Genomic DNA, 20,204 nt, shown 5'->3' with positions numbered 1-20,204 from the left:
TGTCAGCAACGGAACCGTATGTCATTCTCCGGGCGCCGACAATAGACTGCGGTCCATGAAGCCCAGCGCAGGACCCGTCAGCCGCGCCGAGCGCAAGAAGGAGGAACTGCGCCGCGAGATCATCGACGCGGCCTTCGACTGCTTCGCCGAACGCGGGTACCACGCGACCGGGATCGCCGACATCGCCGCCCGGCTCGGCATCGGGCACGGCACCTTCTACCGCTACTTCGCCAACAAGCGGGACATCGTCGACCACGTCATCGACGACCTCGTCGCACGGGTCGTCGCCGCGCTCACCGAGGAGAACGCCCCGGATGCCGTGGCGACCCTGCGCGACTACCGCGCGCAGGCCGCGCGCATCGGCGAGTCCCTCATCCGCATCTTCGGCGCCGACCCCCGCGTCCCGCGCCTGCTGCTGTTCGAGGCGCCCGGCATCGACCGGGCCATGGCCGAGCGCGTGCTCGACTTCTTCGAGTCGGCCACCTCCCTGACCGCCGCCTACCTGACGCACGGCGTCGACCTCGGCTACCTGCGCGCCGACCTCGACGTCGACGGCACCGCCCGCGCCATCAACGGGATGATCCTCTCCTCGGCGATCGCGATGCTCCGGCACCCGGAGCCCGCGGACCAGCGCCGCCTCGGCGAGGCCGTGCTGCGCGTGATGTACGACGGGATCGCGGCGCCCGGAAGCCCGTGATCACGGACCGGATCCGGACAAAAGCCGTGGAAGTTCTGCGGTTTTGCTAGGAAGTTCGGGGAGGGGGTGATCCGCGTGCTGAGAGAGCTGGCGAAGAACCTGTTCTCACCGGACGACACCATGGCGCATCTGGGCGAAGAGGACCATGACCCGGTGCTGGATCCCGACCTCCCCGAGGCGGCGAAGCGGCGGATGTGCTTCGTGTCCGGCGGGCTGCATCCGGCGGGCGGGCCGCCGCGCAGGCGGCTGCTCGGCGGGCGCAGGGCCGCGGACGCGCTGTTCTGCCTGTGGGTCGCGCCGCTGGTCGTGTACCTTCCGGTCGCGGTCTCGTCGCTGGTCGGGGTGGTCGGCGAGATGTATCCGCGGCGGACCGCGTACGCCGGCCTGGCGGCGCAGGCCGCGGTCGTCGCCGGGTTCGTCCGGGCTCCGGCCGAGACGCTGGCCCTGCTGATGTTCCTGCTCCAGCCGATCGTCTTCGCCGTGCTGCTCTACCGGTGCGGGGAAGGGCCGGTAGGGCGCCTTTCCCGGAAGCACTACGGACGTTACGTGCGGCCGCAGGACCTCGACGCGCACTGCGGAGCACGGCTGAAACGCGCTCGCGCGGCGGTCCGCGCCGTGTCGCGTTCCCGGGTCGACGAGGAAGGGCTGCTCGACGACATCCGCAATGCCGTCACGCTGCCCCGGCAGCTCTGGGAGATCGCGCAGACGCTGCAGGAAGTGAGCGTCCTGGCCTCCCACCACAGCGACGCCGACCTGTCCGACCCCCAGGTCGAGCGGCTGCTCGCACCCCAGCTCCAGGTCCTGGACCTGGCCACGCGGTCGGTCCTCACCCGTATCGAGGCGCTGGAGCGGTACGCCGCCCAGGTCCAGGCCGCCGACCGCGCCCTCGAGCAGTGGGAGATCGTGCGGCGGGCCGCGGCGCACCACGACGCCTACCAGGAGCTCCTGGCCAGGACCGTCCGCGACGAGCTCGCCGTCGCCGAGATCGACGACCTCACCGGGCAGGCGGCGATCATCGAGCGCGCCCTGCACGCCAGCGTCGCCGACGCCCGCCGCGCGGGCCTCGCCCTGGTCCCCGGCATCCCCGAACGGAAGGCGGGCTGATGTCCCGGAAACTCACCCTGGGCACATTCTCCGTCTCCCTCGGCGCCTACGTCCTCTTCCGCCGCGTTTCGGCCGGCCTCATCACCCTGGGCGCCCTGATGGCCTTCTTCCAGATCCTCCTGATCATCGTCGCCTTCCTGATCTGAGGGCGCCGGGGCCGGTTCAGGGACCGGGGGCCGGAGCCAGGAGGGCGGAGGCCAGGTCGCGCACCGCCGTCCGCAGCCGGGCGGTGCCGCCGCGGGAGGTGGTCCGCCGGACGAGGTCGCCGTCGAACGAGCCGAGCAGGACGTGGGCGAGGAACTCGGCGTCGGCGTCAGGGCGCAGCTCGCGGACGAGTGCCGTGAGGTGGTCGTGCCAGCGGCGGTAGGTCGGGTCGGCGTGCTTGTCGGACGCGCATGCCTGTTCGTGCGCGGCGATCAGGGCGATGTTCCCGGCGGCGAGCACGGCCAGCGCGTCCAGGAAGGCGGAGAGCCGGTCATGGGGCGGGGCGCCGGGGCCCAGCGGCGGCGGGCCGGTGGCGACGGCCTCCCCGATGCGCGCCGCGCGCTCGGCCAGGAGCTCCTGGAACAGGCCGGTGCGGCTGCCGAAGCGCCGGAAGATCGTGCCCTTTCCCACGCCCGCCGCCGCGGCGACGGCGTCGAGCGAGACGCGGTCCGGGCCGTGCGCGGTGAGCAGCTCCTCGGTGGCCCGCAGGATCGCCTCGCGGTTGCGGGCGGCGTCCGCGCGTACTCCGGGCATCGGACCCCCTTCATATCGGACCGTCGGTCCGTATAGTATCCGGCACCAAGCGGACTAACGGTCCGGTTATTTGCGGGAGGACGCATGCGGGCGCTGATCGCCTCACCCCGGACGGCCCGGGGATTCGCAACGGCCGAGGTCGCCGAACCGGAGCCGGAACCCGGCCAGGTCCTGGTGGAGATCCACCACGCGTCGGTCAACCACGGCGAGGTCCGCCATCTGGGGCTCCGGCCTCCCGGTGAGGTGCTGGGCCACGACGCGGCCGGGTATGTCGTGCGAGCGGCCGCGGACGGCACCGGTCCGGGCGTCGGCGAGCGGGTCGTCGCCTTCGGCGCGGGCGCGTGGGGGCGGCGTGCGGTGTTCGGCACCGGCAGCGTGGCCGTCGTTCCCGAGGAACTGGAGCTGGCCGAGGCCGCCGCGCTGTCCATGGTCGGCGTCACCGCGCTGCGGACGCTGCGCGCCGCCGGTCCGGTCCTGGGCCGCAGGGTCCTGATCACCGGGGCGTCGGGGGGCGTCGGACGGATCGCGGTGCAGCTCGCCCGGCACGGCGGCGCCCACGTCATCGCCTCGGTCGGCTCGGCCGCACGGGGCGCGGGGCTGCGGGAGCTCGGGGCGGACGAGGTCGTGGTCGGGCTCGACGGCGTCGGCGAGCCCGTCGACGTCGTCCTGGAGAACGTGGGCGGCGCCCACCTCGTGGCCTCGTGGAACCTGCTCAAGCCCGGCGGGGTCCTGCAGAGCATCGGCTGGGCGTCCGGCGAACCCGCGGTGTTCCCGGTCAACTCCACCTTCGCCCCCGGACCGGCCAGGTCGTTGCGGTCGTTCGGGGACGCGTCCGACCCGGGGGCGGACCTGGCGGTCCTCGTCCGCCTCGCCGCGGAGCGCGCCATCACGTCGCAGATCGGCTGGCGGGGGTCGTGGTCGGACCTCGGAGACGCGATCGACGCCCTGCTCGGCAGGCGGGTCGCCGGAAAGGCGGTCCTCGACCTCGACTGATCTGAGGCCTTTCCGCCGGAGAACGTCGGAATATCCGGGGGCGGCGGGCGTGCTGCACCCCGTGTGGCAGAGATCATGGAACGGGAGCGGTCCGCTTCCGCATGGGAGATGTCGGAGGTGCGCCACGTCGTCCTGGCCGGGGGCGAGGTGCTCACCGAGCTCTCCGGGGCGCGGTGGGCGCTGGTGCTGGACGGGGCGGTCGCGCTCGAGACGGCGGCCGGGACCGAGCCGCTCGGCGGGGGCGACGCGGTGCTCGTCGACGCCCGCACCGCGCACCGGATCATCGCGGCCGAGCGCTCCGAGCTGGTCGTCGCCGACCTGCGGCAGGCCGTCTCGGTGCGCCGGCTGCCCAGCCCGCTGGTCGTCCGCGACTTCGGGACCCGGCACGCCGGGGTCGCGGCGCTCGTGGGGAAGTGCCAGATCGGGGACGCGCGCCGCAGGCCGCTCTTCGCCGCGAGCTACGGCGGTCTCATCGGTTCGGTGATGGCCGAATCCCGGCCGGAGGAGGGCGACGGCGCGCCGGATCCCGTCGTCGACGCCGTGATGGCCGTCGTCGCCGCCCGGCCGGGCGAGCCGTGGAGCGTGGAGGAGATGGCGCGGCTGGCGCATCTGTCGCGCTCGGCGCTGGGCGAACGGTTCCGCCGCGCGCTCGGGCGCAGCCCCGTGGAAGCGCTCCGCGAGGTGCGGATGGGGGAGGCGCGCCGCCTGCTCGGCAACGCCTCCCTGTCGGTGGAGCACGTGGCGTTCGCCGTCGGCTACGGATCCGCCGCGGCTTTCAGCCGGGCTTTCTCCGCCCACCACGGGGTCGCGCCGCAGGCGTGGCGCGGCGCCTCACCCACGCGGGATCCGGAGCGCGGCGAAGACGGCACCGGCCGCGACGGCGGACACCGCCCCGAGCAGGATCGCGGACGTGACGCCGTACGCGTCGAGGAGCACGCCTCCTGACGCGGAGCCGAGCGTGATGGCCACCTGGAAGGCGGTCACCTGCAGCGAGAGGGCGGACTCGGCGCGCTCCGGCTCGACGCGGGTCACCCACAGCTGCGTGGCGACCGGGACCATGTTGAAGGCCAGGCCCCACAGCACGACCGCCACCGCCAGGAGGGGCAGCGCCTTCGCGGTCACGGTGATGAGGAGGGCGGCGCCGAGCAGCACCGGCGCCGTCGCGGCGACCACCCGCAGCCTGCCCGCGAACCGGCCGGCCGCCAGGTTGCCGGCCAGGCCGCCCACGCCCCAGGCCAGCAGCAGCCAGGTCGCGCTCCCGGCGTCCACCTTCTCGATGACGACGCGGATGTACGGGTAGGCGGCGAAGTTGCCGAACGCGACGAGGACGACGCCGAGCACGCCGGCCATCAGCCGCCGGTTGGCGACCGTCTGCCGCAGCATGGCGAGGCCGGCGGACGGGTGCGCGGGCACGGGCGGCAGCGCCGCGGCGACGGCCGCCGCGCTCAGGGCGCTGAGGACGGCCGCGCCGACGAACACGGCGCGCCAGCCGACCTCGTCGCCGACCAGGGAGGCCAGGGGCACGCCCGCGATGGTCGCGATGGTGACGCCGAGCGCGATGGAGGTCGAGACCGTGCTGTCCCGGCCCGGCACGGCGCGGACGCCCGCCCCGAACGCGAACGACCAGTACCCGGCGATCGCGATGCCGAGGACGAGCCTGCCGAGGAGCAGCACGGCGAAATTGGGCGCGGCCGCCACCGCCAGGTTCGCCGCGACCGCCGCGACCAGCAGCCAGACCAGCACCGTACGGCGGTCGGTCCGCGGCAGCAGCACCGCGATGCTGGGCGCGGTGACCGCTCCGGCGATCGCGGTCGCCGCGACCGCCAGTCCGGCGGTGCCCTCGCTGACCCCGACGTCGGCGGCCATGGCGGGCAGCACGCTCGCCGGCAGGAACTCGCTGGCGACGAGCGCCCCGATCCCGGCCGCGAGCGCGGCGAGGGGGACGGCCGCGGGGCGCGAAGCCGGTGCCTTCGCCTGGAGTGAGGAAGAGGAGGGAGGTGAGGATGACGATGTACGCATGCGTACTAGCGTCGCCGTCCCCGCCCCGCAGCGGTTGATCGTGTGACGCCTCCGGTTGATCGCACGACCGGTCCGGCGGCCGCCGGCCTCGGCCGGGCGTCAACGGGGGGAGGCGGACGTCATCGAGGGGAGGCGGCCCTGCGCGGCAGGGTCCGCGGCAGCGGCTTGTACGCGGTTCTGAGGGTGATGCCGTCCCGGACGCCGCCGTCCGGGGTGGCGCGGGGCGAGACGCCGGTGGGGGTGCCGGGGCGCTCGATGGCCGGGACGACCCAGTCGGGGCACCTGGCCGCCGACTGCGGGTTGATGCAGTACATGGTCTGCAGGCCGAGGACGCCGTTGACCGGCCAGCCGTGGAGGCTCGCCATGTGCACGCTGGTGTAGATCCCCCTGACCTCGCGCTGCTCCACGAGCCTGCACGCCGATCCCGAGCAGCGGTAGCGCCCGGCCCACGCGCGCAGGACGTAGCTGGTCCCCTGCTGCTCGATGTTGGGGGACATCAGCACCCGCTTCTGGGCGTAGATGGAGGAGATGTTGTGCTTGTGCCGGACCTTGTCGTACCCCCAGCCCTTGTCGGTGTCGGCGTCCCAGAAGCCGCGGCGGATGGAGATGCCGCCGAGCGTGGGGTGGACGGCCGTCGCCAGGACCTGGTCCGTCCGGTAACCCGGTGGCGGGGGAGCCGCCGTCGCCGCGGTGTCGGAGACGACGAGCAGGCAGGCCGCGGCGAGTGCGGTGAGGAGGGAGCCGCCGGTGGATAGAGTGCGCATGGTGACCGTCCTTGACCTGGAGGTGTGGTGAACGCTGCCGCCGAGAGCGAAGAAGTGCTGCGTTTCTTCTGGGAAGAGCTGCAGGTCGTCGATCCGCAGCGGAAGGAGGTGTCCGTGGAGCGTGCGTGGCCGTACGGGCGCACTTCCGTGGTGGTGCTCTACCGCTACCGCGGAAGCGAACGAATCGGATATTTTCGCGATTTTTCAGATTGCGGACACGAAGACGCGCGTTCCCTCGGCGCGGCACTCGCCCGGGACATCTCCGAACCCCTCGGAGGTGCCAGGACCGACGTCGATCCCGTCACGGGGATCCGCTGGGCAGGTCTGGCGGGCAGGGAGTTCCCGCCGGTTCCCGAAGGCTAGGACGCTTCGGCCGCGCAGTTTCATGACGGCGATTCTTGCGGTGAGAAATCTTCCTGTCACTGCGTGTGACGGATGTGGAGCCGTCCCGCGCCGGACACACATTTCTGTCTTCGGCGCGGCCGAGCCGACCGGACGGCCTCAGGAGGACTGGCGGCTGTCGAGGTGGGCGAGGACCGCCAGGACGCGGCGGTTGTCGTCGTCGGAGGGGGCGAGGCCGAGTTTGGTGAAGATGCCCGCGGTGTGCTTGGCGACGGTGCTCTCGCTCAGGTGGAGGCGCTGGGAGATGGCGGCGTTGGAGCGGCCCTCGGCCATCTGCTCCAGCACTTCGCGTTCGCGCGGGGTGAGCGCGGCCAGCGGCTCGTTCCGGGCGTTGCCGGCGAGGAGCTTGGCGATGACCTCGGGGTCCATGGCGGTGCCGCCCGCGGCGACCCGGCGCACCGCGTCGACGAACTGCTCGGCGTTGAAGACGCGGTCCTTCAGGAGGTAGCCGATGCCGCCCGAGCCGTCGGCCAGCAGTTCGCGGGCGTAGAGCTGCTCGACGTGCTGGGACAGGACCAGGATCGGCAGGCCGGGGACCTCCCGTCGTGCCCGGAGGGACGCCTGGAGGCCCTCGTCGGTGAAGGTCGGCGGGAGGCGCACGTCCACGATCGAGACGTCGGGGCGCAGTTCCAGCAGGCCGCGCAGCAGTTCGGGCCCGCTCTCCACGGCGGCCACGACCTCGAAACCGTGGGCCTGCAGCAGGTGGACCAGTCCCTCCCGGAGCAGGTAGAGGTCTTCGGCGATGAGTACGCGGTTCATCAGGGGAACAGTACGTGCCGCGGGACGTTCTGGCACATGTACGCCTCACGGTTGTGGAGGGCGGGGAGGGTGGCGGCCACCACGTACATGACGGTGCCGAGCAGGATCATGAAGGCGACGCACGGCCACTGCCACGGCTGCGGCAGGTACAGCGCGAGGAACCAGCTCCTCTCCTGCGAGCCGAGCGCCTTGGCCGCACCGGCCACGATGCCCTGGGGGAACAGCGGGAGCCACGACGTCGACCACAGGAAGACCACCGTCGCGGTCTTCCAGCGCGGCAGCTTCACGATGTCCCCGGCCCAGTACTCGGGCAGCACCCGGGGCAGCTCCAAGGCGACCGTGGTCGGTCCGCCCGGCGGGCTGTCGATCGCCACCACCCCGTCGAAGGCCGCCAGCCTGCGCTCGATCCCGTTCAGGCCGCTGCCCTTCGACGGGTCGGCGCCGCCCCACCCGTCGTCGACGACCAGGACGCGCAGGTTCGGTCCGTCGCCGCTGATGTCGATCCGCACCGACTCCGCCCCGCCGTGCCGGGCGGCGTTGGCCAGCAGCTCGCTGACCGCGAAGTAGGCGGCGGCCTCCACCGGGGCCTCGGGCCGGTGCGGCAGGTCCACCTCCACCGACACCCGCAGCGGGCTGTCCATGGCCAGAGCCCGCACGGCGTCGCCGAGCCCCCGCTCGGCCAGCACCGGCGGGTGGACGCCGCGGATCAGCCGGCGCAGCTCGGTCAGCGTCTCCGCCGACGCCTCCTTCGCCTTGGCCATCAGCGTCCTGGCGGCCGCGAGGTCGGAGTCCATGAGCTGTTCGGCGGCGCCGATCGTCATGCCGAGCGCCACCAGCCTGGCCTGGGTGCCGTCGTGCAGGTCGCGCTCGATCCTGCGCATCTCGACGGCCTGCGTGTCGACCGCGAGGTTGCGCGCGCGGTTGAGGCGCGCCAGCCGTCCGGCCATGCGGCTGGCCGGGGTGGCGGCGAGCAGCAGCTCGCACCAGGCCGCGTACAGGCGCAGCCCCCGTCCGGGGAGCAGCACCAGCAGCGGCAGCAGGGCCGCCTTGACCACCGGGTCCAGCAGCAGCCAGAGCATGTCGCGCCAGGTCGCCGGGTCGGTGACCATCCACTTCCAGCGGTCGTTCCAGGCCGGCAGCCGAGGCGTCTTGTAGAGGGTGCGGTGCGAGCGGTACAGCCCGTCGGCCTGCGGTTGCGGGGGAGGCGGCTCCGGGAGGTACGGCGGTTCGATCACCATGTCGGCGGCACCGCCCGCCAGCCGCCTCGCCGTCCCGGTCACCCACCTGACCATCCGCACCTGCGGCGGGAGCAGGAACACCATGCCCAGGCCGAAGGTGCCCAGCAGGCACAGGAACGCGGACACGAGCGTGACGAGCTCGGCGACGCCGAGTGCGAGCAGCGCCAGGACCTGACCGTACTTCCGCAACATGCCTTCAGTGTGGATGAAGGTTGCTGATCCACATATGGCACCTAGATACACCTTGGTCCGGCATCCAGCCCGCTTCACCGGAAAGTGTGGCGTTCCTAGCGTTGAAGCCATGAACGTCATCGAGGTCGAGAACCTCCACAAGCGCTACAAGGACCAGGTGGCGGTGGACGACGTGTCGTTCGAGGTGAGGGCCGGGGAGATCTTCGGCATTCTCGGCCCGAACGGCTCGGGCAAGACCACCACCGTGGAGTGCGTGTCCGGGCTGCGGACCCCCGACCGCGGCGCGATCCGCGTCGCCGGCATCGACCCCCTCCGGGAGAGGGACGCGCTGCGCCGCGTGCTGGGCGTCCAGCTGCAGAGCGCCGCGCTGCCGGAGAAGATGAAGGTGTGGGAGGCGCTCGACCTGTACGCCTCCTTCTACCCCGAACCGGACGACTGGCGGGAGCTGCTCGAACGGGTCGGCCTGGGCGCCAAGCGGGACAGCATGTTCGGCAAGCTCTCCGGCGGCCAGAAGCAGCGGCTGTCCGTCGCCCTCGCGCTGGTCGGGAAGCCGCGCATCGCGGTGCTCGACGAGCTGACCACCGGCCTGGACCCGCAGGCCCGCCGCGACACCTGGGAGCTGGTCGAGCACGTCCGCGACTCCGGCGTGACCGTCGTGCTCGTCACCCACTTCATGGAGGAGGCCGAGCGCCTCTGCGACCGGATCGCGCTCATCGACTCGGGCCGGGTCATCGCCATCGACACCCCCGACGGCCTCATCGAACGGGTGGGCGGCGGGAAGCGGATGCGCTTCCTCCCCTCCGCCCCCGTCGACGACGCCGTGCTGCTGGCCCTGCCGGAGGTCGCGGCCGTCACCCGCGACGGCGGGCAGGTGGTGGTGACCGGCACCGGCGACCTCGCCGTCGCCGTCACGCTCGCCCTGGCCGAGCACAAGATCGTCCCCGGCGCCCTGCACATCGAGGAGACCACGCTCGACGACGCGTTCGTCGCGCTCACCGGAAGGAAGCCGGAGTGAAGAAGATCCTGCTCGTCGAGACCAAGCTGATCCTGCGCGACTGGGGCACCGTCCTGTTCGTCGTCCTGCTGCCGGTGCTCCTCGTCGTGGGCATCGGCCAGATCCCCGACCTGCGGAAGGCGGATCCGGCGTTCGACGGCCAGCGTTTCGTGGACGCCCAGCTGCCCGCCCAGATGATCCTGCTCGCGCTGCTGACGATGGCCTTCACCGGCCTGCCCAGCATTCTGGCCACCTACCGGGAGCAGGGCGTGCTCCGCAGGATGTCGACGACTCCGGCGCACCCGGCCCGGCTGCTCGGCGCGCAGCTCCTGCTCAACCTGGGCATCGCCGCGTTCAGCGCGGCCGTGGTGATCGTCGTGGGCCGGCTGGTCGTCGGCTCCCAGATCCCCGCCCAGTTCCTCGGCTTCGTCCTGGTCTTCCTGCTGGGGGCCGCCGCCATGCTGGCCTTCGGCCTGGTGATCGCCTCGATCGCCCCCACCGCCAAGTCCGCCCCCAGCTTCGGCACCCTCGTGATGTTCCCCCTGCTGTTCCTCGCCGGCATGTGGATCCCCCGCGAGGTCATGCCCGACGCCATGCGCACCGTCAGCGACTACTCCGTCGTCGGCCCCTTCGTCAACGCCATGCGCGACACCTGGGCCGGCGACTGGCCCCAGCTCTCCCACCTGGCCGTCATGACGGCCGGCCTCGCCCTCTTCTCCGCGCTGGCCGTGAAGCTCTTCCGCTGGGAGTAGCCGATGCCGCCGCTGCCGCCGGCCCCCCGTCCCCGGTCAGGGGGCGGGGGAGAAGGTGGTGTAGCTGCCCTGGCGTTCGATGACCGGGGCGCTCAGGGTGACCGAGCCGGCCTTCTGGAACTTCAGGGTGATGGGGATGTAGGCGTCGCTGTCGAGCTCCTTGGTGAGGCCGCGCAGGACGATGCGGGCCTCGGGGCCGATGCGGACGTCCTGGCCGGGCGGGAGCCGGACGGGGCCGCCGATGATCTCGGCGGATCCGGCGGCGGTGGAGGAGACGGACTCCAGGGTGTCGTCCTCGGCGGCGGCGGTGCCGCCGGTGGGGTCGGGCTCGTCGCCGGCGGGGCGGTTGATGAGGGTGAGGTAGACGGGGGCCGAGCCGCCGGCGGGGACGTCCTGCGCGTCGCCGCCGCCGAGGACGAACAGGTCGCGGATGTCGACCTGCCCGACCTCGCCGGAGACGCCGGCCTCGGGGGAGACGTCGGACGGCTGCTCCTTGTCGTCCTCCTCGCCGCCGCATCCGCCCAGGAGCGTGGTCGCCAGAAGCGCGGCGGCCGCCGCGCGGGTGAGCCTCATGGCTTCCTCATGCCTGGAAGGAAGTCGCGAAAAACACCTCGCCCGCCATGTGCGGGTAAAACGACGCCCGCGCCACGCCGGAGCGGGTCAGTCGGCGACGGCGCAGGCCTGCGGTGCGCTGACCGGGTTGCAGCGGACGTCCGCGAAGCCGGGCAGGGCGGTGTAGTAGCCGGTGGCGAAACGTGCGGCCAGGCCCGGGACGGGGTAGTCGGTGCTGACCCACTGGGCGCCGCTCGCCAGGGCCCGGTCGCGCAGGGCGGTGGAGCCGGAGCGGGCCTCCTCGGTCTCGGAGTCGGCGCGGGTGCGCACCATGTAGCCCCGGGCGACCAGGTCGGGGATGGACGCGGAGGCCGCGTCGTTGCGCTGGACGAACGCGGCGTCGGCCCGGCCGGGCGCGGAGGCGGTGAAGAGGAGTCTTCCCTCCAGGGAGGGGTTGCCCTCGACGTAGCGGTCGCGCTGCGTGGCGTTGGAGTCCTGCAGGAACATCACCTTGCCGCGGGCCTCGTCCAGCAGCGGCCAGCCGTCCTGCAGGACCGACTCCTCCAGGGTCTTGCCGGGCCTGCGGACATCGTCGGGCGCCACGATCCGCTCGCGGGGGAAGACCGAGAGGATCTCCTGCTCGGCGGCGAGCATGCGCTCCCGCGTCCACGTCACCAGCCGGATCGGCGGAAGCCCCTGCACCGGGATGTCCAGGGTGTCCTTGAACTCCAGCAGGATCGCGATCGGGACGTGCGACGGGCGGCCGTCCGACCACCGCTTCACCGTCTGCAGGCACTCCACGAGCGACAGGCAGGTGCTCCGGTAGTCGACGCCCGCGATGTGCAGCACCTTGGTGCCGGGTTCATCCATCCGGGGGTCGTATCGAGGTTTCTGCCCCGTCAGCGGCCGGATGGCGGGCTTGGCGTACGCGCCGCCCTCGGGGTCGGCGTAGAGGTCGAGTTCGATGTGCCGTACGTGCTGTCCCGCGAACTGCTGGTCCAGGGGGGCGTGGCTGTACTGCAGTCCCTGCGCCGCGCTTCCGGCGACCGTCGAGATCGGCCCGTACTCCTTCTGCGGGGGCTCCAGGTGGTAGCTGTTGTGGCTTCCGACCGTCTGGATCTGGTTGAGCCGCAACTGCGGCGCGGCGGCCTCGGAGGGCGGGGCGGACCAGGACGCCAGCGCCAGCGCGGCGGACACGGTGAGGGCGGTGAGGCCGGCGGCGGCGGCGGGACGCGGGGGGCGACGGATCATGGATGCGAATGAATCTCACCTTCTCCTCCGCCGTCAAGGGCCCGGCTCGGCCGCGTCCGGAATCCCGGAAAGCGGGATGTTTGACCGGAGCATGGCCCTGGCGGGCATTTGCCAAGCCGAAATCCCGGATACCAGCCGAATGTCTACATGTTGATTCCGTGCTGAAGGCGTGAGCTCCTCACGCCACCGTGGCTGAGGGAGTTGGCGTCTTTGGTATCGGCATCCGCGTCCCCGGACCCGTCCGGGCAGTCACCGCACCCGCCGGAGAAGAGGGGCGCCGAGGACCTGCTCACCATTCCCAAAGGGGTCGCGCAGGTCGACTTCCAGTCCAATCCCTGGACCGGGTTGATCTTCATTCTCGCGCTGTTCGTCGGCGGCTGGCAGTTCGGCGTCTTCGGCCTGCTGAGCACGGTCGTCGCCACGCTCACCGCGTACCTGCTCGGCGTCTCGTGGAAGGACCGGATCTCGCTCGGCCTGGAGGGCTTCTGCGGCACGCTGATCGGCGTCAGCCTGGTGCTCTACCTGGACGTCGGCTGGATGACGGTCCTGGTCGTCATCCTCAGCGCGATCGCCGGGAGCGTGCTGACCTCGGCGATGAACGTGTGGCTCACGCCGTACAACCTGCCCACCTTCACCGCGCCCTTCTGCGTGATCACCACCGCGGTGGTGGTCGCCGCGCCCGCCTACGCCAGGGTCTGGTCCCACCACGCGGGCGCGGCGCCGCCTTCGGCCTCCGCGCCGGGCACCGAGATGACCTGGAAGTACCTGTGGCAGGGCACGTTCAACGGCGTCGGCCAGGTGTTCTTCCAGGACATGTGGTACGTCGGGCTGATCTTCCTGATCGGGCTGTTCGTCGCCGGCTGGATGACGGGACTGGTGGCGCTGGTCTCCAGCCTGGTCGGCCTGCTCACCGGCTGGGTCCTGGGCGTGCAGGCGGCCGACCTCGGAGCCGGCCTCTACGGCTACAACTCCGTCCTGACCGGGCTCGCGCTGTTCGGCATCTTCGTCGCGCTGAGTCCGGTGGCCGGCGTCTACGCCCTGATCGGCGCGGTCGCCGCCGCGGCGGCGACCGCCACCATCGGCAACCTGCTCCAGGTGGCCGGCGGCCACACCCTCACCTGGCCGTTCGTGCTGGTGACGTGGGTCTTCCTGCTGGCCGTCCCCATGTTCCGCAAGCTCCGCCGCGCCGGATGAGCGTCCGGCGGCGACACGACCGAGAGGAACCTCGATGAATCTCACTCCCAGGGAGATGGACAGGCTGACCATCTTCACCGTCGCGCAGATGGCCATCAGGCGCCGCGACCGCGGCCTGAAACTCAACTATCCCGAAGCGGTGGCGCTGATCACCCACGAGATCGTGGAGGCCGCCCGGGACGGCAAGAGCGTCGCCGACTGCATGAAGCTGGGCAAGGAGGTGCTGGGACCCGACAAGGTCCTGCCCGGCGTCCGCGAGATGCTTCCGCTGCTGCAGGTCGAGGCCGTCTTCGAGGACGGTACCAAGCTGGTCTCCTGCCACGACCCGGTGGGCGGGAAGTAATGCCGGACGGCCGCACCGTCCTGCTGCTCGGCGGGCACGAGAGCCGCGGCGGAGCGGTCCTGCCCGCGCTGGTCGGTCCGGACGGGCCCGAGGCCAAGGGGCCGGGCCGCGAGCTGCACGCCGCGCTGCGCGGGCACGGGCGGGCGGTCGCGGTGCCGATGACGTTCGGCCGGGATCCCGACCTGGCGGCCACCGCGGCCCAGACCCTGGGCTGGGCGGCGCGCGACCGGGCGGCCGGGGCGCTGCTGCTGGCCGGGCCGCTGGGCACCGCCGAGCACCTGGTCTCCTGGATCAGGGGCGCGGTGACCCGGGCGCTGCGCGAGGGACCGCCGGACCAGGCGGTGCTGCTGGTGGCGCCCGCGGCGGGGCTCGAGGCCGACGCCGAGCTGTTCCGGGTGGCCCGCCTGGTGTGGCAGTACCTGCCGGTGCGCTGGGTGGAGGTGGCGCTGACCGGGGGCGAGCCGGAGGTGGACGAGGGGATCGAGCGCTGCCGCCGGCTGGGCGCCGGCGGCGTCGTGCTGGTGCCCGCCTCCTTCGTCCCGGTCCCCGAGCGGCCCGGGACCCGGTCCGCCGGGCCGCTGCTGGGCCGGGCGTCGCTGACGGCGCTGATCCGCGACCGGGTGGCCGAGGCGGAGCGGCGGTGGGACCGGTACGGCGACGACGGGCTCGCGGCGGCCCGCCACGGCCACGGCCACGGGCACGGGCACGGGCACGGGCACGAGAACGACAACGAAGACGACCGTCGTGACGGCTTTCCCGCGGCGCTGACGGTGATCCAGAAAGGGGTGGCATCGAATGCCTGAGTACATGTACGGCGAGGGCGACATCGAACTGAACGCCGGCCAGGAACGCGTGACGATCACCGTGCGCAACACCGGGGACCGCGCCGTCCAGATCGGCTCGCACTTCCATTTCTTCGAGACGAACCGCGCGCTGAGCTTCGATCGCGAGCGCGCGTTCGGAAAACGCCTGGACATCCCCGCCGGCACCGCCGTCCGGTTCGAGGCCGGGGACACCAAGCAGGTGACGCTGGTGGAGTACGGCGGCGGTCAGCGGCTCATGGGTTTCGGCGGCCTGCTCAACGGGAGCATCCGCTCCGCCGAGGCGCGCCGCAAGGCGCTGAAGCGCATGCGTGAGCGCGGCTACCTCGACGAGCCCGAGCAGGGCGGGGCCGCGGAGCGGGGCGGCAAGGCAAAGGGCGGCGACAAGAAGCCGAAATCCTCCAAGAAGGGCTGAGCACGATGACTTCGATAAGCCGTGAGAAATACGCGTCCATGTACGGCCCGACGGTGGGCGACCGCGTCCGCCTCGGGGACACCAACCTCGTCATCGAGGTGGAGCTGGACCACACCGAGGGGCACTACGGAGACGAGACCCAGTACGGCGGCGGCAAGACCGTCCGCGACGGCATGTCGAGCGACCCCGCCACGACCGGCTCGATCGCCCTCGACGTGGTGATCACCAACGCGGTCGTCGTCGACCCGATGATCGGCATCGTCAAGGGCGACATCGGCATCAAGGACGGCAGGATCGTCGGGATCGGCAAGTCCGGCAACCCGCACACCCAGAACGGGGTGGACCGGCGCCTCATCGTCAGCGCGGACACCGAGGTGATCTCCGGCGAGAACCTCATCGCCACGCCGGGCGCGATCGACACCCACGTGCACTTCCTCGCTCCCGAGCAGGCCAGGCACGCGCTGAGCAACGGGATCACCACGCTGGTCGGCGGCGGCACCGGCCCCGCCGACGGCAGCCGGGGCTGCACCACCACGCCCGGCCCGTGGAACCTCGCCCGCATGCTGCAGGCGTACGAGGACATCCCCATCAACGTGGCGGTGTACGGCAAGGGCAACAGCAGCCTGCCCGGGGCGCTGGAGGACCAGCTCCGGGGCGGGGCCGCGGGCCTGAAGGTCCACGAGGACTGGGGCAGCACGCCCGCGGTCATCGACTGCTCGCTCTCGGTGGCCGACGAGTACGACATCCAGATCTCGATCCACACCGACACCCTGAACGAGGGCGGGTTCGTCGAGGACACGATCAACATGATCAACGGTCGCTCGATCCACACCTACCACTCCGAGGGCGCCGGCGGCGGCCACGCGCCCGACATCCTGCGGGTGACGGGCGAGCCGAACGTCCTGCCGGCGTCCACGAACCCGACGCTGCCCTACACCGTCAACTCGGTGGACGAGCTGCTGGACATGACGATGGTCTGCCACCACCTCAGCTACAGCGTGCCCGAGGACGTGGCGTTCGCCGAGAGCCGGGTCCGCGCCGAGACCATCGCCGCCGAGACCGTGCTGCACGACCTCGGCATCATCAGCATCATCGGGTCGGACTCCCAGGCGATGGGCCGGGTCGGCGAGTCGTTCACCCGCGCCTTCCAGGTCGCCCACCACAACAAGGACAAGCGCGGGCCGCTGCCGGAGGACTCCTCCCGCAACGACAACTTCCGGGTGCTGCGCTACCTGGCCAAGCTCACCATCAACCCGGCCCGCACCTGCGGGATGGCCGACGCGATCGGCTCGCTGGAGGACGGCAAGCTCGCCGACGTCGTGCTGTGGCAGCCCCACTCCTTCGGGGCCAAGCCCTTCATGGTGGTCAAGGGCGGCGCGATCAGCTGGTTCCCGATGGGCGACCCGAACGCCTCGCTGCCGACGCCGCAGCCGGTCGTCTACCGGCGCACGTTCGGCGCCCGCGGGACCGCGCTGGCCAACAGCTGCGTCACCTTCATGTCCCAGGCGGGGATCGCGGCCGGGGTGCCGGAGAAGCTCGGCCTGCGGCGCATCATCGAGCCGATCCGCCAGTGCCGCACCGTCGACAAGCGCCACATGATCTACAACTCGACGATCGCCGACATCATGGTCGACCCGGAGACCTACAAGGTCACGGTGAACGGCGAGGTCGCCAACATCGAACCGGCCAAGAAGCTACCGCTCAACAAGCTGTTCTTCCTCACATGAGCGTGCGCGCACCCGAGGCCGGGCCGGCCGGGCGGGCCGGGCCGGCCGAGGAACTGGGCACGCTGCTGGCCCAGTTCCAGCTCACCGACTCGGGTTTCCCCAGCGGTCTGTACACGCTCTCGCACGGGCTGGAGGGCTACGTCCAGCTCGGGCTGCTGAGCGGGCCGGAGGAGATCTCCGCCCTGCTGCGCGACCTGCTGTACCACTCGGTCGGCCCGGGGGACGCCACGGCGCTGGTGCTCGCCCACCGCGCCGTCACCGGGGGCGACTGGGACCGGCTGGCGCAGGTCGACCACCGGCTGCACGCGGTCAAGCTCAACCGCGAGCAGCGCACCGCCTCGGTGCGGACCGGCCGCCAGGTGCTCGACACGGCGGCCTGGGCGTTCGCGCTGCCCGAGGTCGAGCGGCTCGCGTCCCTGGTGGCGCGGAAGGCGGTGCCGGGCAACCACGCGGTCGTGGTGGGGGCCGTCCACGCCGGGCTCGGGGCTCCCGTCGAACGCGCGGTGGCCGGCGACCTGTACGCCTTCGCCGCGAGCTGGACGGCGGCGGCGGTGCGGCTGGCGCGGGTGGACTTCCGCCGCGCCCAGGCGATCCTGCGCGAGGTCAGGCCGGACCTCGCGCGGGTGGCCCGCCGCGCCCTCGCCGCCGAGGACCTGCTCGACCTGCACGGCGCGGTACCCGTCGCCGACACCGTCTCGGCCGCCCACGAGCGGGCCCCGGCCCGGCTGTTCATCACCTGAAGGGACAAGGCATGGAACTGGAGAAGGTCTTCAAGGTAGGGGTCGGCGGCCCGGTCGGCTCCGGCAAGACCGCCCTGATCGAGGCGCTGGCGCCGCTGCTCATCGAGCGCGGGCGCAACCTCGGCGTGATCACCAACGACATCTACACCCAGGAGGACGCCCAGCACGTCCGGCGCACCCTGGCCGGGGTGCTCGACCCCGAGCGGATCGTGGGCGTGGAGACGGGCGCCTGCCCGCACACCGCCGTCCGCGACGATCCGACCATGAACCTGGCGGCCGCCGCCGACCTGGTCGACCGGTTCCCCGACATCGACCTGCTGCTGTTCGAGAGCGGAGGCGACAACCTGACGCTCACCTTCAGCCCGGCGTTGGCCGACATGTACATCTTCGTCCTGGACACCGCCGAGGGCGAGAAGATGCCGCGCAAGCGGGGGCCGGGCACCACGGACTCCGACCTCCTCGTCATCAACAAGATCGACATCGCGCAGTACGTGCGGACCGACCTCGGGGTGATGGAACGCGACGCGCGTGCGGTGCGCGGTGCGGGCCCGGTGGTGCTGACCGACTGCCTGGCCGGCACCGGGATCGCCGAGGTGGCCGACCTCATCGAGTCGCGGGCGGGGGCGGCGTGTACCTCTCCGGCCTAGAGGAGCCAGGCGGCGCGGGGGCCGGCGACCGGCTGGCCCCCGGGTGGTACGAGCCGGCGTGGGTGCCGCCGGCGGTGCGCAGGCACTCCGCCACGCCGGACACGCTGCCGGTCGGCAGCCCCGGCAAGGTCGGCGTCCTGGAACTGGCGTACGAGCGGATCGGCGAGCGGACGGAGCTGACCGGGCACTACCAGAAGTCGCCGCTGCAGATCACCCGCCCGCTGTACCACGACCCCGCGCTGCGGCACATGGCGCACACGATGGTGATCGCGACCGGCGGCGGCACCCTCCAGGGCGACCGCTACCGCGTCGACGTCTCCTGCGGGGCGGGTGCGTCCGTCCACCTCACCACCCAGGGCGCCACCCGGATCTACCGGATGGAGCAGGACTACGCCACCCAGCTGGTCAACCTCACCGCCGGGCCGGGCTCCTACCTGGAGTACCTGCCGGACACCACGATCCCCTTCGCCGACTCCCGGTACTACCAGCGGATCGGCGTCACCGCCGACCCGGAGGCCACGGTCGTGCTGGGCGAGACGATGCTGGCCGGCCGGCTGGCCCGGGGGGAGCGGCACGCCTACACGGCGTACTGCAGCGACATCGAGGTGCACGGCCCCGACGGCGGGCTGCTGTTCGCCGACCCGCTCCGGCTGGTGCCCGAGGAGGAGGGGGTGACCGGTCCCGGGGTGATGGACGGCTTCGGGGTCCTGTCCTCCCTGTACGTCGTCACCGGCGCACGGCCCGCGCAGGAGGTCGCCGACGCCCTGCACGAGGCGCTCGCCGGCACCGGCCTGCGGACCGGCGCCAGCGTCCTGCCGGGCGGGCGGGGAGCCTGGGCGCGGATCCTCGGCGACACCTCGCCCGAAGTGGAGGAGGCCTTCATGCGGGTCTGGGACGCAGCCCGCAGGCTGCTCCTGGGAGTGCCCGCGCCCGACCGCCGCAGGGCGTGACCCTGCACCGTCCGTCGTAGCGAGAGATACGGAGGCACCGGCAGTGGAGGACACGGGAGGGACAGGGGGGCACCTGCTCCATCGGGAGCAGGCCGAGGCCTCCGCACTGGACCGGAACAAGACGGGGCCTCCCCGCCATCCGGGGCTGCAGTCGCACGCGTTCCTGGACATCGCCATCGGCGGCGCGGTCGGCGCCCTGCTGCGTTACCTGATCACCGAGGCGATGCCCGGGGCGCAGGGCGGCTTCCCCTGGGGCACCCTTCTGGTGAACGTCCTCGCCTGCCTTCTCATGGGCCTGCTGACGACGTACCTGCTCAAGGGGCGGCCGCATCCTTCGGCCCGGCTGTTCCTGGTCACCGGCTACCTGGGCGGCTTCAGCACGTTCTCCCACCTCATCGACGGGATCGAGTCACTGGCCCGCGACGGGAGCTGGGTCCTGAGCGTCACCTACGCGGTGGTCAGCGTGCTGGGCGGCCTGATCGCCGTCGTGGCGGGGCTGCGGCTGGGCGGGATGATCCCGCATCCCGCCGACCGGTCCGGAGGGGGGAGGACGGCATGACCTTCCTGCTGGTGCTCATCGGAGGCGCGTTCGGCGCCATGCTGCGCTACGTCGTCGACGCGAAGGTCAAGAAGCGGTTCGGCAAGGCTTTCCCCTGGGGCACGCTGACGGTGAACCTCATGGGCGCGGGCTTCCTGGGCGCGCTGCACGGCGCGGGCACGGGAACCGCGGTGGAGGCGCTGCTGGGGACGGGCTTCTGCGGCGCGCTGACCACGTTCAGCACCTTCGAGCTCGACACCGTCCACCTCATCCAGAACGGCGAGCACGACAAGGCCGCCGTGAACATCTTCGTCTCCCTCCTGCTCGGCGTCATCGTCTTCGCGATCCTCTACGCGCTGTTCCGCTCGTTCTGA

General features: G+C 72.2%; 25 protein-coding genes. 18 read left to right on the top strand and 7 right to left on the bottom strand.

The window, feature by feature from the left end; genetic code table 11:
* Positions 1 to 55: 55 nt before the first annotated feature.
* From ABD140_RS16185 to ABD140_RS16175, 3 genes are all read left to right on the top strand, one after another.
* Complete coding sequence (locus tag ABD140_RS16185; RefSeq protein WP_344241567.1) at positions 56 to 697, top strand: TetR/AcrR family transcriptional regulator; 642 nt, start codon at positions 56 to 58, stop codon at positions 695 to 697.
* 75 nt (positions 698 to 772) lie between these two features.
* Positions 773 to 1,801, top strand: a complete 1,029-nt coding sequence (locus ABD140_RS16180; RefSeq protein ID WP_344241565.1) for a hypothetical protein — start codon at positions 773 to 775, stop codon at positions 1,799 to 1,801.
* Entirely contained in the window at positions 1,801 to 1,947 is a 147-nt protein-coding gene (locus tag ABD140_RS16175; RefSeq protein WP_344241563.1) for a hypothetical protein, read from the top strand. Before ABD140_RS16180 ends, ABD140_RS16175 begins: the two co-directional genes overlap by 1 nt.
* A gap of 16 nt (positions 1,948 to 1,963) precedes the next feature.
* Here ABD140_RS16175 and ABD140_RS16170 read toward each other — a convergent pair whose 3' ends face one another.
* On the bottom strand, positions 1,964 to 2,539 hold the full coding sequence (locus tag ABD140_RS16170) for a TetR/AcrR family transcriptional regulator (RefSeq protein WP_344241561.1): 576 nt from the start codon (positions 2,537 to 2,539) through the stop codon (positions 1,964 to 1,966).
* An 84-nt stretch (positions 2,540 to 2,623) separates the two neighbouring features.
* Here ABD140_RS16170 and ABD140_RS16165 point away from each other — a divergent pair, with 84 nt between their 5' ends.
* Both ABD140_RS16165 and ABD140_RS16160 read left to right on the top strand, forming a co-directional pair.
* Positions 2,624 to 3,532 carry a zinc-binding dehydrogenase gene (locus ABD140_RS16165; RefSeq protein ID WP_344241559.1) on the top strand — a complete coding sequence of 303 codons (909 nt, stop codon included), beginning with the start codon at positions 2,624 to 2,626 and terminating at the stop codon, positions 3,530 to 3,532.
* A gap of 75 nt (positions 3,533 to 3,607) precedes the next feature.
* Complete coding sequence (locus tag ABD140_RS16160) at positions 3,608 to 4,477, top strand: helix-turn-helix domain-containing protein (protein WP_344241557.1); 870 nt, start codon at positions 3,608 to 3,610, stop codon at positions 4,475 to 4,477.
* Here the strand turns inward: ABD140_RS16160 and ABD140_RS16155 are convergent.
* A complete protein-coding gene (locus ABD140_RS16155) occupies positions 4,364 to 5,551 on the bottom strand; it encodes an MFS transporter (RefSeq protein WP_344241555.1) in 1,188 nt (395 codons plus the stop codon). The genes ABD140_RS16160 and ABD140_RS16155 overlap by 114 nt on opposite strands.
* A 119-nt stretch (positions 5,552 to 5,670) precedes the next feature.
* Entirely contained in the window at positions 5,671 to 6,315 is a 645-nt protein-coding gene (locus ABD140_RS16150; RefSeq protein ID WP_344241554.1) for a hypothetical protein, read from the bottom strand.
* 27 nt (positions 6,316 to 6,342) lie between these two features.
* Between ABD140_RS16150 and ABD140_RS16145 the strand changes: the two genes are divergently transcribed.
* On the top strand, positions 6,343 to 6,678 hold the full coding sequence (locus tag ABD140_RS16145; protein WP_344241553.1) for a hypothetical protein: 336 nt from the start codon (positions 6,343 to 6,345) through the stop codon (positions 6,676 to 6,678).
* Between the two features lie 138 nt (positions 6,679 to 6,816).
* On the opposite strand, the gene ABD140_RS16140 is transcribed toward ABD140_RS16145, so the two are convergent.
* Both ABD140_RS16140 and ABD140_RS16135 read right to left on the bottom strand, forming a co-directional pair.
* Positions 6,817 to 7,476 carry a LuxR C-terminal-related transcriptional regulator gene (locus ABD140_RS16140; protein WP_344241551.1) on the bottom strand — a complete coding sequence of 220 codons (660 nt, stop codon included), beginning with the start codon at positions 7,474 to 7,476 and terminating at the stop codon, positions 6,817 to 6,819.
* Positions 7,476 to 8,906, bottom strand: a complete 1,431-nt coding sequence (locus ABD140_RS16135) for a sensor histidine kinase (protein WP_344241549.1) — start codon at positions 8,904 to 8,906, stop codon at positions 7,476 to 7,478. Before ABD140_RS16135 ends, ABD140_RS16140 begins: the two co-directional genes overlap by 1 nt.
* A 109-nt stretch (positions 8,907 to 9,015) precedes the next feature.
* Between ABD140_RS16135 and ABD140_RS16130 the strand changes: the two genes are divergently transcribed.
* The gene (locus ABD140_RS16130) at positions 9,016 to 9,921 is read left to right on the top strand and encodes an ABC transporter ATP-binding protein (RefSeq protein WP_344241547.1); all 906 of its coding nucleotides are present in this window, start codon (positions 9,016 to 9,018) and stop codon (positions 9,919 to 9,921) included.
* Complete coding sequence (locus ABD140_RS16125; protein ID WP_344241545.1) at positions 9,918 to 10,652, top strand: ABC transporter permease; 735 nt, start codon at positions 9,918 to 9,920, stop codon at positions 10,650 to 10,652. Before ABD140_RS16130 ends, ABD140_RS16125 begins: the two co-directional genes overlap by 4 nt.
* Positions 10,653 to 10,688: 36 nt before the next feature.
* Here the strand turns inward: ABD140_RS16125 and ABD140_RS16120 are convergent, their stop codons facing one another.
* Complete coding sequence (locus ABD140_RS16120; RefSeq protein ID WP_344241543.1) at positions 10,689 to 11,225, bottom strand: copper chaperone PCu(A)C domain-containing protein; 537 nt, start codon at positions 11,223 to 11,225, stop codon at positions 10,689 to 10,691.
* A gap of 87 nt (positions 11,226 to 11,312) precedes the next feature.
* Positions 11,313 to 12,455: a phosphatidylinositol-specific phospholipase C1-like protein gene (locus ABD140_RS16115; protein WP_344241541.1), complete on the bottom strand. Its 1,143-nt coding sequence runs from the start codon at positions 12,453 to 12,455 to the stop codon at positions 11,313 to 11,315.
* 210 nt (positions 12,456 to 12,665) lie between these two features.
* Here ABD140_RS16115 and ABD140_RS16110 point away from each other — a divergent pair, with 210 nt between their 5' ends.
* From ABD140_RS16110 to crcB (ABD140_RS16065), 10 genes are all read left to right on the top strand, one after another.
* Positions 12,666 to 13,649 carry an urea transporter gene (locus tag ABD140_RS16110; RefSeq protein WP_344241539.1) on the top strand — a complete coding sequence of 328 codons (984 nt, stop codon included), beginning with the start codon at positions 12,666 to 12,668 and terminating at the stop codon, positions 13,647 to 13,649.
* Positions 13,650 to 13,683: 34 nt separating this feature from the next.
* A complete protein-coding gene (locus tag ABD140_RS16105; RefSeq protein WP_106399441.1) occupies positions 13,684 to 13,992 on the top strand; it encodes an urease subunit gamma in 309 nt (102 codons plus the stop codon).
* Complete coding sequence (locus ABD140_RS16100) at positions 13,992 to 14,795, top strand: sirohydrochlorin chelatase (RefSeq protein ID WP_344241535.1); 804 nt, start codon at positions 13,992 to 13,994, stop codon at positions 14,793 to 14,795. The genes ABD140_RS16105 and ABD140_RS16100 overlap by 1 nt, the downstream gene beginning before the upstream one ends.
* On the top strand, positions 14,788 to 15,228 hold the full coding sequence (gene ureB / locus ABD140_RS16095; RefSeq protein ID WP_425544120.1) for an urease subunit beta: 441 nt from the start codon (positions 14,788 to 14,790) through the stop codon (positions 15,226 to 15,228). Before ABD140_RS16100 ends, ureB begins: the two co-directional genes overlap by 8 nt.
* Before the next feature lie 5 nt (positions 15,229 to 15,233).
* Entirely contained in the window at positions 15,234 to 16,955 is a 1,722-nt protein-coding gene (gene ureC / locus ABD140_RS16090; RefSeq protein WP_344241533.1) for an urease subunit alpha, read from the top strand.
* Complete coding sequence (locus ABD140_RS16085) at positions 16,952 to 17,695, top strand: urease accessory protein UreF (RefSeq protein WP_344241531.1); 744 nt, start codon at positions 16,952 to 16,954, stop codon at positions 17,693 to 17,695. Before ureC ends, ABD140_RS16085 begins: the two co-directional genes overlap by 4 nt.
* An 11-nt stretch (positions 17,696 to 17,706) precedes the next feature.
* A complete protein-coding gene (ureG, locus tag ABD140_RS16080; protein ID WP_344241529.1) occupies positions 17,707 to 18,342 on the top strand; it encodes an urease accessory protein UreG in 636 nt (211 codons plus the stop codon).
* Between the two features lie 74 nt (positions 18,343 to 18,416).
* Positions 18,417 to 19,292: an urease accessory protein UreD gene (locus ABD140_RS16075; RefSeq protein ID WP_344241527.1), complete on the top strand. Its 876-nt coding sequence runs from the start codon at positions 18,417 to 18,419 to the stop codon at positions 19,290 to 19,292.
* 43 nt (positions 19,293 to 19,335) lie between these two features.
* Entirely contained in the window at positions 19,336 to 19,851 is a 516-nt protein-coding gene (gene crcB, locus ABD140_RS16070) for a fluoride efflux transporter CrcB (RefSeq protein ID WP_344241525.1), read from the top strand.
* Positions 19,848 to 20,204: a fluoride efflux transporter CrcB gene (gene crcB / locus ABD140_RS16065; RefSeq protein ID WP_344241523.1), complete on the top strand. Its 357-nt coding sequence runs from the start codon at positions 19,848 to 19,850 to the stop codon at positions 20,202 to 20,204. The genes crcB (ABD140_RS16070) and crcB (ABD140_RS16065) overlap by 4 nt, the downstream gene beginning before the upstream one ends.

This window comes from Actinocorallia libanotica (assembly GCF_039525175.1).
Lineage (GTDB): Bacteria > Actinomycetota > Actinomycetes > Streptosporangiales > Streptosporangiaceae > Actinocorallia > Actinocorallia libanotica.
Note: the sequence above shows the minus strand (reverse complement) of the source record. Positions and strands in the feature narration are given on the sequence as shown.